At 74.8% G+C, this 15,513-nt stretch carries 12 protein-coding genes; 4 read left to right on the top strand and 8 right to left on the bottom strand.

From position 1 onward, the window contains the following. Positions 1-120: 120 nt before the first annotated feature. The 3 genes from IE170_RS13990 to mshD all read right to left on the bottom strand — a co-directional run bounded on the left by IE170_RS13990 (position 121) and on the right by mshD (position 4,583). The gene (locus IE170_RS13990; RefSeq protein WP_189809664.1) at positions 121-1,155 is read right to left on the bottom strand and encodes a CHAD domain-containing protein; all 1,035 of its coding nucleotides are present in this window, start codon (positions 1,153-1,155) and stop codon (positions 121-123) included. Then, positions 1,136-3,409: an RNA degradosome polyphosphate kinase gene (locus IE170_RS13985; protein ID WP_189809663.1), complete on the bottom strand. Its 2,274-nt coding sequence runs from the start codon at positions 3,407-3,409 to the stop codon at positions 1,136-1,138. The genes IE170_RS13990 and IE170_RS13985 overlap by 20 nt, the downstream gene beginning before the upstream one ends. A 241-nt stretch (positions 3,410-3,650) precedes the next feature. Continuing rightward, a complete protein-coding gene (gene mshD / locus IE170_RS13980; protein WP_189809662.1) occupies positions 3,651-4,583 on the bottom strand; it encodes a mycothiol synthase in 933 nt (310 codons plus the stop codon). A 201-nt stretch (positions 4,584-4,784) separates the two neighbouring features. Between mshD and IE170_RS13975 the strand changes: the two genes are divergently transcribed. Then, positions 4,785-6,590 (top strand): bifunctional metallophosphatase/5'-nucleotidase, encoded by a 1,806-nt coding sequence (locus IE170_RS13975; RefSeq protein ID WP_189809661.1) that lies wholly within the window; start codon positions 4,785-4,787, stop codon positions 6,588-6,590. 212 nt (positions 6,591-6,802) lie between these two features. Beyond that, on the top strand, positions 6,803-7,678 hold the full coding sequence (locus tag IE170_RS13970; RefSeq protein ID WP_189809660.1) for a phosphatidylinositol-specific phospholipase C: 876 nt from the start codon (positions 6,803-6,805) through the stop codon (positions 7,676-7,678). Here the strand turns inward: IE170_RS13970 and IE170_RS13965 are convergent. The 5 genes from IE170_RS13965 to IE170_RS13945 form a co-directional block, all read right to left on the bottom strand. Beyond that, positions 7,658-9,121, bottom strand: a complete 1,464-nt coding sequence (locus IE170_RS13965) for a sensor histidine kinase (RefSeq protein WP_308428389.1) — start codon at positions 9,119-9,121, stop codon at positions 7,658-7,660. The genes IE170_RS13970 and IE170_RS13965 overlap by 21 nt on opposite strands. Further along, on the bottom strand, positions 9,118-9,870 hold the full coding sequence (locus tag IE170_RS13960; RefSeq protein WP_189809659.1) for a response regulator transcription factor: 753 nt from the start codon (positions 9,868-9,870) through the stop codon (positions 9,118-9,120). Before IE170_RS13960 ends, IE170_RS13965 begins: the two co-directional genes overlap by 4 nt. 99 nt (positions 9,871-9,969) lie before the next feature. Beyond that, positions 9,970-11,193, bottom strand: a complete 1,224-nt coding sequence (locus IE170_RS13955; protein WP_189809658.1) for a S1C family serine protease — start codon at positions 11,191-11,193, stop codon at positions 9,970-9,972. Positions 11,194-11,328: 135 nt separating this feature from the next. Then, positions 11,329-12,351 (bottom strand): LacI family DNA-binding transcriptional regulator, encoded by a 1,023-nt coding sequence (locus IE170_RS13950; protein ID WP_189809657.1) that lies wholly within the window; start codon positions 12,349-12,351, stop codon positions 11,329-11,331. A 91-nt stretch (positions 12,352-12,442) separates the two neighbouring features. After that, entirely contained in the window at positions 12,443-13,180 is a 738-nt protein-coding gene (locus tag IE170_RS13945; RefSeq protein ID WP_189809656.1) for a response regulator transcription factor, read from the bottom strand. Positions 13,181-13,650: 470 nt separating this feature from the next. On the opposite strand from IE170_RS13945, the gene IE170_RS13940 reads away from it, so the two are divergent. Together IE170_RS13940 and IE170_RS13935 are read left to right on the top strand one after the other, a co-directional pair. Further along, positions 13,651-13,905 (top strand): MoaD/ThiS family protein, encoded by a 255-nt coding sequence (locus tag IE170_RS13940; protein WP_189809655.1) that lies wholly within the window; start codon positions 13,651-13,653, stop codon positions 13,903-13,905. A 10-nt stretch (positions 13,906-13,915) separates the two neighbouring features. Then, the coding region (locus IE170_RS13935; RefSeq protein ID WP_229884721.1) for a hypothetical protein at positions 13,916-15,513 on the top strand (1,598 nt) is incomplete at its 3' end.

Below are 15,513 nucleotides of genomic sequence, written 5' to 3'. Positions count from 1 at the left end.
CGGGAGCGAATGAACGGGAGGTGAACCTCGCCGGACGGCCGGGTGAGGCGGCTGCAGGACGGCGTGCGGGGCTTCCGCGGGGCGGCACATCCGGCCGGAAATCGACCATCGGTCCGCGGGTCAGACGGGGGCGGGTGCCGGGTGCCAGATGCGGTGGAAGGCGCGGCGGGCGGCCTCCGCCTCGTGGCGCTGGTCGGCGTGCAGCACCCCCAGCGCGTACGCCGTCGCCGGGGCGATGCGCGGGGTGCGGGCCGCGGCCGCCGAGGCGGCAGCCGCCTCCGCGGCGTCCCCGTGGCGGGCGAGGACCCCGCCGGCCTCGGCCAGCCGGGCCACGTCCTCGCCGAGTGCCTCGCGGGCGTAGCGGTGGAGGCGCAGCAGGCGGCGCACCTCCTGCAGGGAGCCGTCCTGCGCCGCGTCGTACCCGGGCGCCTGCGCGGCCGGCGGCAGGGCGGCGACGGCCGCCGCGAGCCGGGCCCGGGGCACCTCCGCCAGCGGGAGGAGGACGTCCGCGGCGCGGCCCCGTGCGGCGGCCGGGGCCGGCGGCACCTCGGAGGCCAGGACGGCGACCGCGTCCGCCACGGCATGGAAGCGGGACGAGCCCAGCGCCTGCAGGGCCGCCGCATGGGCGCGGGCCCGGGCCGGCGCCAGCTGCCGCTCCAGCAGCGCGGCCGCCCGCGCCGGGCCGGCGGCGAGCCCGCCCGGGCCGGTCGCGAGCCCGGTGGGGCCGCTCGTGGGCCGGCCCGGGCCGGCGCCGGACCCGCCCGCGGCGGCGCCGGGCCGCTCGGGGGAGCCGGATAGCCGGTGCAGGGCGTCCAGGAGCCGGGCCGGCAGGGCGGCGGACGCGTGCTCCTCGGCCAGCACCGAGGAGACCCAGTCCAGCTCGCCGCGCAGGCCGTCCGCCCAGGCGGTGTCGGTGGCCGCGCGGAAGGTGGCCAGCGACCCGGCGATCCGTCGGGCGGCGCCCCGCAGGCCGCGCGCCGCCTCGGCGGCTCCGGCCGCCGCCCCGCCCGCCGGGGCGGAACCCGCGGCTTCACCGTGCAGGCGCAGGGCGCGCAGGAAGGCGGTGGCCTGGGCCCGCAGGTACGCGCCGAGCACGTCTCCCGCGAGGGCCCCGCCGCTGCCGTACGCCGTCGGGTCAGGGTTTGGCAGAGCCACGCCGGCGCCTCCGGGCGTCTATGAGCATCTCCTGGACGTGCCGCAGCGGCTGGCCCTCGGGGTCGGTGCTGCGCCGGGTCCACTCGCCGTCCGGCCCCAGGTGCCAGGAGGAGGTGGCGTCGGACATGCCGGTCTCCAGCAGCCGGTCCAGGGCGGAGCGGTGCGCGGGGTCGGCGACCCGGACCAGCGCCTCGATGCGGCGGTCGAGGTTGCGGTGCATCATGTCGGCGCTGCCGATCCACACCTCCGGTTCGCCGCCGTTGCCGAAGGCGAAGACCCGGGAGTGCTCCAGGAAGCGGCCCAGGACCGAGCGGACCCGGATGTTCTCCGAGAGGCCCTCCACCCCGGGGCGGACGGCGCAGATGCCGCGGACCCAGATGTCGACGGGGACCCCGGCCCGGGAGGCCCGGTAGAGGGCGTCGATGAGGGCCTCGTCGACGATGGAGTTCACCTTGATCCGCACGTACGCGGGCCGGCCGGCCCGGTGGTGGGCGGCCTCCTTGTCGATGCGGGCGATCAGCCCGTCGCGCAGCGAGCGGGGCGCGACCAGCAGCCGGCGGTAGGTCTCGCGGCGGGAGTAGCCGGAGAGCCGGTTGAAGAGGTCGGAGAGGTCCGCGCCGACCTGGGGGTCGGCGGTGAGCAGGCCGAGGTCCTCGTACAGGCGGGCCGTCTTCGGGTGGTAGTTGCCGGTGCCGACGTGGCTGTAGCGGCGCAGGGTCTCGCCCTCCTGGCGGACGACGAGCGACAGCTTGCAGTGGGTCTTCAGGCCGACGAGGCCGTAGACGACGTGGCAGCCGGCCTCCTCCAGCTTGCGGGCCCACTTGATGTTGGCCTGCTCGTCGAAGCGGGCCTTGATCTCGACGAGGACGAGGACCTGCTTGCCGGACTCGGCCGCGTCGATCAGCGCGTCGACGATGGGCGAGTCGCCGGAGGTGCGGTACAGCGTCTGCTTGATGGCGAGGACGTCGGGGTCGGCGGCCGCCTGCTCCAGGAACGCCTGGACGGAGGTGGAGAAGGAGTCGTACGGGTGGTGCAGCAGGACGTCCCGCTCGCGCAGCGCGGCGAAGATGTCCGGCGCGGACGCGGACTCGACCTCGGACAGGTCGCGGTGGGTGCCGGCGACGAACTTGCGGTACTTCAGCTCCGGGCGGTCCAGCGAGGCGATCCCGAAGAGGCCGGTCAGGTCCAGCGGCCCGGGCAGCGGGTAGACCTCGGCGGCGGAGATGTTCAGCTCCTGCACGAGGAGGTCCAGGACGCCGGGGTCGATGGACTCCTCGACCTCCAGGCGGACGGGCGGGCCGAAGCGGCGCCGCATCAGCTCCTTCTCCAGGGCCTGGAGCAGGTTCTCCGCGTCGTCCTCCTCGACCTCCAGGTCCTCGTTGCGGGTGACGCGGAACATGTGGTGCGCGAGCACCTCCATGCCGGGGAAGAGCTCCTCCAGGTGCGCGGCGATGACGTCCTCCAGCGGGACGTACCGCTGCGGGGAGGCCTCCAGGAAGCGGGGCAGGAGCGGCGGCACCTTGACGCGGGCGAAGTGCCGGTGCCCGCTGACGGGGTTGCGGACGACGACGGCCAGGTTCAGCGACAGGCCCGAGATGTACGGGAACGGGTGCGCGGGGTCCACGGCCAGCGGGGTCAGCACGGGGAAGATCTGGTTGCGGAACAGGGTGAAGAGGCGGGCCTGCTCCTTCTCGGCGAGGTCCGGCCACCGGACGAGGTGGATGCCCTCCTCGGCGAGCTGGGGGGCGACGTCGTGCTGGAAGCAGGCGGCGTGCCGGGCCATGAGCTCCCGCGAGCGGGTCCAGATCAGGTCGAGGACCTCGCGGGGCTGGAGGCCGGAGGCGGAGCGGGTGGCGACGCCGGTGGCTATGCGGCGCTTGAGGCCGGCGACGCGGACCATGAAGAACTCGTCGAGGTTGCCGGCGAAGATGGCCAGGAAGTTGGCCCGCTCCAGCAGCGGGGTCGCCGGGTCCTCGGCCAGTTCCAGGACCCGCTCGTTGAAGGCCAGCCAGCTGCGCTCCCGGTCGAGGAACCGGTCGGCGGGCAGCTCGCCGCCGTCCTTGTCCTCGTAGGAGTCGAGGTCGCCGTCGATGTCGGGGCCGAGATCGGGTTCCAGTCCGGTGCGGGGGCGGTGCGCGGCGATGGAGCCGAGCCGCGCGGGCGCGGCGGGCGGCCCGGCGGGTGCCGCGGCGGACGGGTGCGACGGGTGCTGGGCGGGGACCTCGGTGGGGCCTGCGCTGGGCTGGTGGCTCATGACTCCATTCTTCCGCGCGCACGCCAGGTCAGGCGCGTCGGAGGGGGGCGTTGTGGGCCGGAGTCGGGACTGCATGCGGGGAGGTTCGCAAGCGTGTCTTAAGCACCGGTGAACGGCGCATGGCGGCCGGGGTCCGTATGGGTGCCCGTACGCCGGATTCGCTCCGGAATGCACCCGTCCGGAGCACCGGGCGGACCCGGGGCCCCGGACGGAGGCGCTGCGGCGGCGGTGCGGGTCGCGTTCAGCTCTCCGTGCGGTACATGAGGTCGACCTCGTGCGTGCTGAAGCCGAGGCCCTCGTACACGGCGAGGGCGGCCGGGTTGTCGGCGTCCACGTACAGCATCGCGGTGGGCAGGCCGGCGGCGGCGAGGTGGTGCAGGCCGATCGCGGTCAGCGCCTTGCCGAGGCCGCCGCCCTGCGCGCCGGGCAGCACGCCGACGACGTAGACCTCGCCGAGCTCCTCGGCGGCGTGGACCTTCGTCCAGTGGAAGCCGACGACCTCCCCCTCGCGTTCGGCGAGGAAGAAGCCCTTCGGGTCGAACCACGGCTGGGCGATGCGGTCGTCCAGGTCGCGCTGGGTGAGCGAGCCCTGCTCGGGGTGGTGGGCGAACGCGGCGGCGTTCGCCGCGAGCCAGGCGGCGTCGTCCTTGCCGGGGACGAAGGTGCGGACGGCGACCCCCGCGGGCAGGACCGGCTCCGGCAGCGGCGGCGAGCCGGCTCCGAGCGGGCGGCGCAGCTGGCGCAACTCGCGGAAGAGAGTCAGGCCGAGGACCTGGGCGAGGTGCCGGGCGGCCGACTTGCCCCCGTGTGCCCACACCCGGATGCGTTTGCCCGAGGCGGCGAGGAGTGCCTGTCCCAGGGCCCGGCCGTGGCCGCGCCCGCGGAGCGCGGGGTGGACGACGAGCTCGGCGGCCGGCGCCTCCACCGGGTCGGTGTCCTCCAGTTGGCCGTAGCCGGCGAGCCGCCCCTTCTCGGTGAGCAGGAAGTGGCGGATGCCCTCGCGGGGCCCGCCGCGCAGCTGGAGCCGGCCCTGCTCGGAGACGGCGGTGGTGCCGTCCGTGAGGGCCGCGTCCTCGATGAGGCCGACCACGGCGTCGGCCTGCTCTGCCGTCAGTTCGTCGAGGGTCTCGATCCGGCGTCCCGGTTCCAGGGCCGCTGCTGCGTCGTCAGTCATGCTCCGAGCGTACGGCGGACGGGGCCGCCGGCGCTGGCGCGCCGGCGGGGGCGGCGCGGGGTCGTGGCCGGTATCGGCCGTCCGGGGCGGCGCGGCGTGTGTGACGAGCGAGATACCTCCCACCCCTGTTCGTGCTACGCGCGTTGACCTTAGGCTGCGCCCCGACCTCCCAAGATTCGCCGCTGTTCATAAGGGGACGAAATGTCAGCGACGCCACAACGGCACCGGCGCAACCGCCGTTTGACCCTCATCGCCGTGGCCGTCACGGCCGCTTCCGGCGCGATGGTCGCCGCCGCCCTTCCGGCAGGTGCCGCCGGTGCGGGCAAGGACCGCACCGTGGACGTGCAGCTGCTGTCGTTCAACGACTTCCACGGCACCCTGGAGGCCCCGCAGGGCTCCTCCGGCACCGTGACCGAGCGTCAGGCGGACGGCACGACGAAGGCCGTCCCGGCCGGCGGTGTCGAGTACCTGGCGACCAGCCTGCGCGAGGCCCGCAAGGGCAAGAAGTACTCCGTCACCGCCGCGGCGGGCGACATGATCGGCGGCAGCCCGATGCTGTCGGGCCTCTTCCACGACGAGCCGACCATCGAGGCGCTCAACAAGCTCGACCTGGACGTCACGAGCGTCGGCAACCACGAGTTCGACGAGGGCCGCGCCGAGCTGCGCCGCATGGTGTACGGCGGCTGCCACCCGGACGAGGGCTGCTACGAGATGGGCAAGGAGTTCACCGGCTCCGAGTTCCCCTACCTCGCGGCGAACGTCACGGACGAGAAGACCAAGCGTCCGATGATGTCCCCCACCTTCGTGTGGAAGAAGGGGGACGTGAAGATCGGCTTCATCGGCGTCACCCTGGAGGGCACGCCGGACGTCGTGACGGCCGAGGGCGTCAAGGGCCTGAAGTTCAACGACGAGGTCGAGACGATCAACAAGTACGCGGCCGAGCTGAACAAGCAGGGCGTGAAGTCGATCGTCGCGCTGATCCACGAGGGCGGGCTGCCCGCGAGCGGCGCCTACAACTACGACTGCAACGTGCCGGGCGCCGGCGCCGGCATCTCCGGCGCGATCGTCGACATCGCGAAGAACGTGGACGCGAAGGTCGACGCGCTGGTCACGGGCCACACGCACCAGGCGTACGCCTGCAACATCCCGGACCCGGCGGGCAACCCGCGCACGGTCACCTCGGCGGCCTCGCTGGGCCGGCTGTTCACCGAGACCACGCTGAAGTACGACCTGAAGACCAAGGACATCGTCCGCACGGCCGTGTCGTCGCCGGCGCCGGTGAACAAGGTCGTCACCCGTGACGTGGCCAAGGCCCCGGACATGACCGACCTGATCAACCGCTGGCAGACCCTCGCCGCCCCGATCGCGAACCGCCCGATGGGCTACATCGCGGGCGACATCCCGGGCCGCGGCCTGGACGCGCCGGAGAAGCCCCTCGGCGACCTGATCGCGGATGCGCAGCTGGAGGCCACGGCCGCCGCGGACAAGGGCGGCGCGCAGCTGGCCCTGATGAACCCGGGCGGCATCCGCTCGGACCTGGCGTTCAAGGCCGCGGGCCAGGAGGGCGACGGCGTCGTCACCTACGGCGAGTCGTACACGGTCCAGCCGTTCAACAACATGCTGAACGTCGTCGACCTGACCGGCGCGCAGCTGATCACCGCACTGCAGCAGCAGGTCAGCGGCCCGCTCAACGGTGCCAGCCCGAAGATCCTCCAGGTCTCCAAGGGCTTCACGTACACCCTGGACATGACGAAGTCGGGTGCCGACCGGATCGTCGTGGACTCGGTGAAGCTGAACGGTGCGCCGATCGACCCGGCGAAGACCTACCGCGTCGTGATGAACGAGTTCCTCGCGGGCGGCGGCGACGGCTTCGGCGTGCTGAAGGAGCACAAGAACAAGCTGGTCGGCGTCTCCGACCTGGACGCCTTCAACGCCTACCTGGCGAAGTCGACGGCGGCGAGCCCGATCGCCCCGCCGGCGGCGAACCGCATCACCGTCGTGAAGTAGGGCGCGCGGGCGCCGTGGGCGCCCCGCCGCACCGCACGCCCGTGGGGGCGGCGGGCCACCCGGCCCGCCGCCCCCGCGCGGCGTTCGGAGGTCCGGCCAACTCCCGCGCCATTGGCCGGTGTTCGCGGCAAACCGGCGGCTACCGGCGGGTAGTGGATGTGGCTGCCGCACGCCATAATCCGGTCACCACTGGACCGGTACGAGGGGCGGGGATGGCATTGCGGCGTCGGGCATTTCTCACGAGGGCGGTCGCGGCGGGCGCGGGCGCCGCCCTGTCCGCCCTCACGGCGGCCCCGGCCGCCGCGCGGACCCTCGGCACCCGCGACTGGATGGCCGGACTCGGCGAAGCCACCGCCCTGCAGCGGATGACCATCCCCGGCACCCACGACTCCGGCGCCCGGCAGGGCGGCCTGTACGTCGCCTGCCAGAACACCTCGATCGCCGAGCAGCTCCAGGCGGGCATCCGCTTCCTCGACGTCCGCTGCCGGGTGACCGGCGGCTCCTTCGCCATCCACCACGGCTCCTTCTACCAGGGCCTGATGTTCGGGGACGTGCTCGGCGCCTGCGCGGCCTTCCTCGCCGCGAACCCCTCCGAGACCGTCCTGATGCGGGTCAAGCAGGAGTACTCCGCCGAGAGCGACGCCGTCTTCCGCGCCGTCTTCGACGACTACCTCGACAACCGCGGCTGGCGGCCCCTCTTCCGCATCGCCGACGCGCTGCCGTCCCTCGGCCAGGCCCGCGGCAGGGTCGTGCTCCTCGCCGACAACGCGGGCCTGCCCGGGCTGCGCTACGGGGACGGCGGCGTCTTCGACATCCAGGACGACTACACGGCCGAGCCCTTCGCCAAGCGCCGCCGGATCGAGGACCACTTCCGGCGGGCCGTCGCCCAGCCCGGGAAGCTCTTCGTCAACTACGCCAGCACCTCGGCCTACCTGCCGCCGCGCTGGAACTCCGACCGGCTGAACCCGCAGGTCCACGCGTTCGTCGACGGCGCGGAGATGACCGGCCGGACGGGCCTCGGCATCGTCCCCATGGACTTCCCGAACACCCGCCCCGGCCTGGTCGAGTCACTGATCCGGCACAACTGACCGCCCGCCCGCCGCCTGCGGGGCGGCCCCCGGCGGCGGCGTCGGCGCGCCCGGGATGCGCAGCACCGCCTCCGTGCCCGGTCCGCCGTCCGCCGGGGGCCGCAGCTGCGCGGTGCCTCCGGCGCGCTGCGCCGTCCGCGCCACGATCGACAGGCCCAGCCCGCTGCCGGGCAGCGCCCGCGCGGACGGCGAGCGCCAGAACCGCTCGAAGACGTGCGGGAGGTCCTCCGGCGGGATGCCGGGCCCGTGGTCCCGTACGGTCAGCGCGCCCGCCCGCAGCGCGACCTCGACGCGGCCGCCCTGCGGGCTGAACTTCACCGCGTTGTCCAGCAGGTTCACCACCGCCCGCTCCAGGGCGGCCGCCTCCCCGCGCACGTACCAGGACTCCAGGGCGGCCTCGAACTCCAGCTCGGGGCCCCGCAGCCGGGCCCGGGCCAGGGCGCTGCGCGCCACCTCGTGCAGGGCCACGACCTCCAGCCGGGCCGGGGGCGCGGCGTCCGTACGGGACAGCTCCTGGAGGTCGCCGATCAGCGCCGCCAGCTCCGCGGTCTGCGCCTTCACCGAGGCGAGCAGCTCGCGGCGGTCCTCGGCGGGGAGGGCGCGGCCGGTCTCCTCGCTGCGGGCCAGCAGTTCGACGTTGGTCCGCAGCGAGGTCAGGGGGGTGCGCAGTTCGTGGCCGGCGTCCGCGATGAGGCGGGCCTGGCGCTCCCGGGAGGAGGCGAGCGCCGCCGTCATGGAGTTGAACGACCGCGACAGGCGGGCGATCTCGTCCTCGCCCTCGTCGGGGATCCGCACGGTCAGGTCCTCGGTGCGGGCGATGTGCTCGACGGCCCCGGTCAGCTCGTCGACCGGGCGCAGCCCCGTCCGGGCGACCCACAGCCCGGCCGCTCCGGCGCCGACGACGCCGATCCCGGACACCAGTACCAGGACCCACGTCAGCGTGGACAGCGGCTCGTCGATGTCGGCGAGCGGTTTCGCGATGGAGATCGCGAAGACCTTGGTGTCGGGGCCGGCCTGCGCCTGGAGGGTGTAGACGCGCATCCGGCTGCCGTCGGCGGCCACCGCGTCGTGCAGGACGTTCGGCCGGCGGCCGGCGGCGACCTCCCGGTCGGCCTGGGCGACGGGCAGGTCGGTGCGGCCGGCGACCCAGCAGTGGGCGCCGCTCGCCAGGACGATCTGCACGGTCGCGCCCAGGTTTCCGGCGATGTCCTGGGACGGGCGGGCGGGGCCGGTGGCGCAGATGCCGCCGTCGAGGATCCGTACGACCTCCCGCGACGGGTTGGTCGCCACCAGCGACCGGTCGAGCTGCTCGCGCAGCTGGGTGCGGACCATCACCCACGACACGGCGGCGACGGCGGCGACGGCCACCGCCACGGCGACCGCGACGAGCAGCGCGAGCCGCGAGCGCAGCGGCAGCCGGCGGAACCGGGCGGCGGGGCTCACTCCGTGCCCCCTCCGTCCCCGGATCCGGGGGCGCGCAGCACGTAGCCGACTCCGCGCACGGTGTGGACGAGGCGGGGCTCGCCGCCGGCCTCGGTCTTGCGGCGCAGGTACATCACGTAAACGTCCAGGGAGTTGGAGCTCGGTTCGAAGTCGAAGCCCCACACGGTCTTGAGGATCTGCTCGCGGGTGAGGACCTGCCGCGGGTGGGTCAGGAACATCTCCAGCAGCGTGAACTCGGTGCGGGTCAGCTCCACCGGCCGGCCGGCCCGGGTGACCTCGCGGGTGGCGGGGTCCATCCGCAGGTCCCCGAAGGACAGGGCGTCCTCGGGCGGGGCCGCGGCGCCGGCGCCGGATGCGGCCGCGTACGCGCTGCGCCGCAGCAGGGCGCGGACCCGGGCGAACAGCTCGTCCAGCTCGAAGGGCTTGACGAGGTAGTCGTCGGCGCCGGCGTCGAGGCCGGTGACCCGGTCGCCGACGGTGTCGCGGGCGGTCAGCATCAGGATCGGGGTGGTGTTCCCGGCGGCGCGCAGCCGGCGGGCGGCGGTCAGGCCGTCCATGCGGGGCATCTGGATGTCCAGGACGATCAGGTCGGGGGGCGAGGCGGCCGCCTTGTCGAGGGCGTCGAGGCCGTCGACGGCGGTCTGCGCCGCGTAGCCCTCGAAGGCGAGGCTGCGGCGCAGGGCCTCCCGGACGGCCGGCTCGTCGTCGACGACGAGGATGCGCTGCGGTTCGCCTTCGGCGGGAATCATCTCGCGGCCCCCAGGGGTGCTCGGCATTTCGGTGGCCCCGGCGGTCGCGGCCGCGGCGCTACCAGCCTCGCACGGGGGCCGCCGGGCGGCGGGCCGCAGCTAGAAGGAGGTGCCGAAGCCGTCCGCGGAGCCCGCGCCGCCGCTGCCGCCGGCGCCGCCCTGGCGCAGGGAAGGCAGGTCGGCCTTGATCGTGTTGACGGGGATCGCGAAGCCGAGGCCGACGCTGCCGGCGGCGGAGCTGTCGCTCGCCGGCGAGTAGATCGCCGACGGCATTCCGATGATCTCGCCGTTCATGTTGACGAGGGCGCCGCCGGAGTTGCCGGGGTTGAGGGAGGCGTCCGTCTGGATGGCCTTGTAGGAGGTGGTGTTCGAGCCGGTGTTCCCGTTGAACTGGCGGCCGTCGAAGGAGAACGGCCAGCCGCCGTCGCTCCGCTGCCGGCCCTGCGGGGCCTGCTCGGACTTCGGGACGTTCACCTCGCGGTTGAGGGCGGAGACGATGCCGCTGGTGACGGTGCCGGTCAGGCGGTCGGGGGAGCCGATGGCGACCACCTCGTCGCCGACCTTGAGGCCGTCGGAGTTGCCGAGCCGGGCGGGCTTCAGGCCGCTCGCGCCCTCGATCCTGATCAGGGCGAGGTCCTTGTCCGGGTCGGTGCCGACGGTCTTCGCGGCGAGCTTCCTGCCGTTGCTGAGGGTGACCTGGATCTCGGAGGCGCCGCTGATGACGTGGTTGTTGGTGACGACCTCGCCGTCCGCGCTGATGATCACCCCGGATCCGGTGCCCTGTCCGGAGCCGGTGCGCGTGTCGATCCGCACGACGGAGGGGCTGACCTGCTCGGCGACGCCCGCGACCGTGCCGCCGGCGGACTGCGAGACGTTCGTGCCGGGGAAGCCGGTGCCGGGAAGCCCGGCCCGCTCGGCGAGCAGCTGCTGCACGCCCGCGGTGGTGGCCCCGCCGACGACCGCCGCGGCGAGCGCCACGGCCGCCAGCACCAGTGCCGGCCGCTTCCCGCGGCGCGTGCGGGCCGGGCCGTACGGGCCCTGCGGTCCGTCGGCTGCGGGATCCGGCAGCGCGTCGGCGGCGTACGGGGCCGGCGGGACGGGAGGGGCAGGCGGTGCGGGCGGGGCGTACCCGGGCGGGGCGTACGCGGGGGCGGCGGGCGGCACGGTCTCGCCGCGGACGGCCCCGGGCCGGTGCGCCTCGTACCAGCCGGGCGCCGGTTCGGCGGTCCCGCCGGGCGGCGGGTAGGCCCCGTCGAGGGGCGCGCTCGGGTACGGGCGGTTCTCCTGCGGGTACTCGCCGTCGCGGCGGAAGCTGTCGGTCATGTGACCGACTCTCGCCGCGGTTCATGAGAGCTTTCTGAGTTCCCGCTGAGAAGCCCGACAGAACCTCGTATGCCCTATATAAAGGAGCGGCCGTACGGGGATCCGGCGGCCGGAGGGCGTGCGCCCGGCGGCCGGTCAGGAGCAGCCGCAGGAGCGGCGCACGACCAGCGCGGACGGGAACTGCTTGAGGCGCTCCCGCCGCGAGCCGGCGACCCGCAGCCCGTCGTCGAGCACGAGGTCGACGGCGGCCCGGGCCATCGCCGGGCGGTCCGAGGCGACCGTGGTGAGCGGCGGATCGGTGAGCGCCGCCTCCTTCACGTCGTCGAAGCCGGCCACGGCCAGCTCTCCGGGCACGTCGATGCGCAGCTCGCGGGCGGCGCGCAGCACGCCGATCGCCTGGTCGTCGGTGGCGCAGAAGATCGCCGGCGGCCGGTTCGGGCCGGAGAGGACCTCCAGCGCGACCCGGTAGGCGTCGTAGCGGTTGTACGGGGCCTCGAAGAGGCGGCCCTCGACGGACCGGCCGGATTCGAGCATGGCCCGGCGCCAGCCCTCGACGTGGTCGGCGACCGGGTCGCCGACCGACGGGGTGTTCTCGATGCCGCCGATGCAGGCGACGTACTCGTGCCCGTGCTCCAGGAGGTGGCGGGTGGCGAGCTGGGCGCCGCCGATGTCGTCGGTGACGACCGCGACGTCGTCGATGGCCTCGGGCCGCTCGTGCAGCAGCACGACCCGCGCGTCCCAGGCCTCGATCTCGGAGGCGGCCTGCTCGCTCATGCCCTGGCTGACCAGGATCAGCCCGGAGACCCGCATGCCGAGGAAGGCCCGCAGGTAGTGGACCTCGCGCTCGGTCCGGTAGTCGGAGTTCCCGACGAGCACCATCTTGCCGCGCTCGGCGGCGGCCTGTTCGACCGCGTGCGCCATCTCCGCGAAGAACGGCTGGCGCGCGTCGGGCACGATCATGCCTATGAGGTCGGTGCGCCGCGACGCCATCGCCTGGGCGACCCGGTCCGGGCGGTAGCCCAGCTCCTTGATCGCGGCGAGGACACGCTCGCGCGTGGCCGGGGCGACCGGCCGGGGTCCGTTGTTGATGACGTAGCTCACGACGGCGGTTGAAGTACCCGCAAGTCGCGCCACGTCATCCCGCGTCACCTTGGCCACGCCCGGGAGTCTACGCGGGGTGACCTACCTCTGGGCAGGCCGTCCTGCCGACCGGGCGGTCACAGGAGGTTCCTCCATACGGGCGAGGGCCTCACCGGGCCTCCGCCGGAAGCGGCGCGGCGGCCTGCGCCGCGGCCTCCGCGGCGGCCCGCTCGACCTTCTCCGGGGTGACGAACCGGTACCCGACGTTGCGGACGGTGCCGATCAGCGACTCGTGCTCGGGGCCGAGCTTCGCACGCAGCCGCCGGACGTGCACGTCCACCGTCCGGGTGCCTCCGAAGTAGTCGTACCCCCACACCTCCTGGAGGAGCTGGGCGCGGGTGAAGACCCGGCCCGGGTGCTGCGCCAGGTACTTCAGCAGCTCGAACTCCTTGAAGGTGAGGTCCAGGACCCGGCCCTTCAGCTTCGCGGAGTACGTGGCCTCGTCGACCGACAGGTCGCCGTTGCGGATCTCCATGGGGGAGTCGTCCGAGCCGAGCTGCCGGCGGCCGGTCGCCAGGCGCAGCCGCGCCTCGACCTCGGCGGGCCCGGCGGTGTCGAGGAGGACGTCGTCGATGCCCCAGTCGGCGGTGACGGCCGCGAGGCCGCCCTCGGTGACGACGAGGATCAGCGGGCAGCCGGGCCCGGTGGAGCGCAGCAGCTGGCACAGCGAGCGGACCTGCGGCAGGTCGCGGCGGCCGTCGACGAGGATGACGTCCGCCCCGGGGGTGTCGACCAGGGCGGGCCCCTCGGCGGGGGCGACGCGCACGTTGTGCAGCAGCAGGCCCAGGGCCGGCAGCACCTCGGTGGACGGCTGGAGGGCGTTCGTCAGCAGCAGGAGGGAGCTCATGCCCGACCACCTGCCCCGGTCGGTCGGTGGTGCACGGTTCGCTGGTCCGTCACGTCGGTTCCTCCTCGGTCCCGTCGAGGACTTTCGCGGTACTGCTTCGTACGTGGTGCGCGGTGCGCGTGCGGCGGCCGCCCGGGCTCCGCGCCCAGGGGCCCGCACGGTGTCACTGTTCCCGGCCCGATCAACGTGCCGAAAGCACAAAAGGACCCGGGGGCTGCGCTGCCCGGATCCTTCGCCAGCAGAATAGCCCACCGGCCGGCGGCGGGCCGCGGCTTCGCCCACTCCGCTTCTGTGGTCCGTGCCACCTTCCGGAACCAGCCTATGCCCCGGTTTCGGGGGTTCGGGGGACGTTTGGCGCGACGGGGCGGAGCCGCCGGTGCGCGCGCGGGGCGCGCGCGGGCGCGCCGGAGCAGCGGGCGGGAGGGGTCATCATGGAGGCCGACGGTAGAGAGCCGACGATAGGAGCTGCAGTGGCAACCGGAACCATCCGCTACTGGGCGGCGGCCAAGGCCGCGTCCGGGACGGCGGAGGAGCCGTACTCGGCGCGGACACTGGCCGAGGCGCTCGACGCAGTGCGCGAACGGCATCCCGGGGAGCTGACCCGGGTGCTGCTGCGCTGCTCCTTCCTCGTGAACGACGAGCCGGTGGGCAAGCGCCCGCACGAGGCCGTCCTGCTGACCGAGGGGGGCACCGTCGAGGTGCTCCCGCCGTTCGCGGGCGGGTGAGCGGAAGACGATGAGCACTCCCGAGGAACAGCAGCGCCGGCAGTACGGGCAGCAGCACCAGCCGTACCAGCAGCACCAGCAGCCGCCGCAGGACCCGCACCAGCAGCAGCCGCCGCAGCAGCCGCAGCAGCAGCAGGGTGCGTACGGGGCGCAGCAGCCGGTTTCGGAGGCCGACCCGTACGGTACCCAGACCTGGCAGGCGCCGACGTGGGACACGGGGTACCAGCCGGTCCAGCGGCCCGAGCCGGCCCAGCAGCAGGTGCCGCAGCAGCCGCTCGGCGGGCTCCCCGGGCAGCAGCCCGCCCCCGAGCGGCCCGTCGCCCCCGAGGGGTGGTTCCGGGACGAGCCCCCGTCCGCGCCGCAGCAGCCGGCCCAGGCCGCGGACTGGACCGGGAACGGCTACCCGCAGGCATACCCGGCGCCGCAGTACCCGGCGCAGCCCGCGGCCCCGGAAGGCTGGTTCCGCGACGAGGCCCCCGCGGCCCCCGCCCCGGCCCGGGCCCCCGCGGCCGCGCCGGGCCACGACTGGGCCGACGAGACCGCGTACCTGCCGCCGGTGCAGGGCGCTGCGGCCGCCGGGAGTCCGTATCCGCCGCCGGTGCAGGGCGCCGAGGCCGCCGCCGAGACGGCGTACCTGCCGCCCGTGCGGGACGCCGCCGCCCCCGGGGCCTCCTTCCCGCCGCCGGTGCAGGATGCCGCCGAAACCGCTTATCTGCCGCCGGTACGGGACACTGCCGTGCCCGGGGGCCCGTATCCGCCGCCGGCGCAGGGCGCCGACGCCGCGGCCGAGACGGCGTACCTGCCGCCCGTGCGCGATGCCGCGGCCGCCGAGACCGCCTACCTGCCGCCCGTGCGCGAGGGCGCCGGCGTCCCCGACGGCTGGTACCGGGAGGAGGCCCCGGCCGCAGCCGGGACCGCCGGGGCCGCGCCGGGCGCCGAGAGCTGGGCCGAGGCCACCGCCTACCTGCCCCCGCAGGCCGCCGCCGATCCCGTGGAGGCCGCCGGGCAGCCGGGGACTCCCGCCGGGCAGCCCGGCGAGCCGCAGGCGCCGGGCGAGGAGCCCGCGTACTCGCCGCCCACCCTCGGCGGCAACACCATGCGCGCCGTCGACCCTGCGCAGGCCCGTGCCGAAGGCCTCTCGCCGATCATCGACCCGGGCCCGCAGTCGGCCCTGCTGACCGCCGCGCTCGGCCTGCTGCTCGCCGCGGCCGCCCCCTTCGGCGACCTCGCGCTGCTCGTCCCGCTCGTCGTCCTGCAGGGGCTCACGGCCGCCGGGTGGTTCCGCCTCAACGGCATGTGGCCCGCCCGCCAGGGAATCGCCCTCGCGTTCCTCGGCGCGCTCGTCGCGGACGCCGCCGTGCTCGCGGTCGACGCCGTCCACGGCCCCGGCGCGATCATCGGCACCCTCGGCGTGTGGGTGCTGCTCACGCTGGTCCTCCAGCTGCGCAGCGCCGCCGACCCCGACGAGCGGATGTACGGCCTGATGGCCTCGGTGGCCTCCGCGGCCCTCGCCATCATGTGCGCCGGCTTCCTGGCCGCCGGGTCGGCCGCGGTGTCGGTGGGCGCGGTCGCCGTGGCCGTCGCCGTGTTCGTCCGGGCGCTGCCCCT

It is taken from the genome of Streptomyces toxytricini, assembly GCF_014649915.1.
Lineage (GTDB): Bacteria > Actinomycetota > Actinomycetes > Streptomycetales > Streptomycetaceae > Streptomyces > Streptomyces toxytricini.
This window is presented reverse-complemented; position numbering and strand designations above follow the sequence as displayed.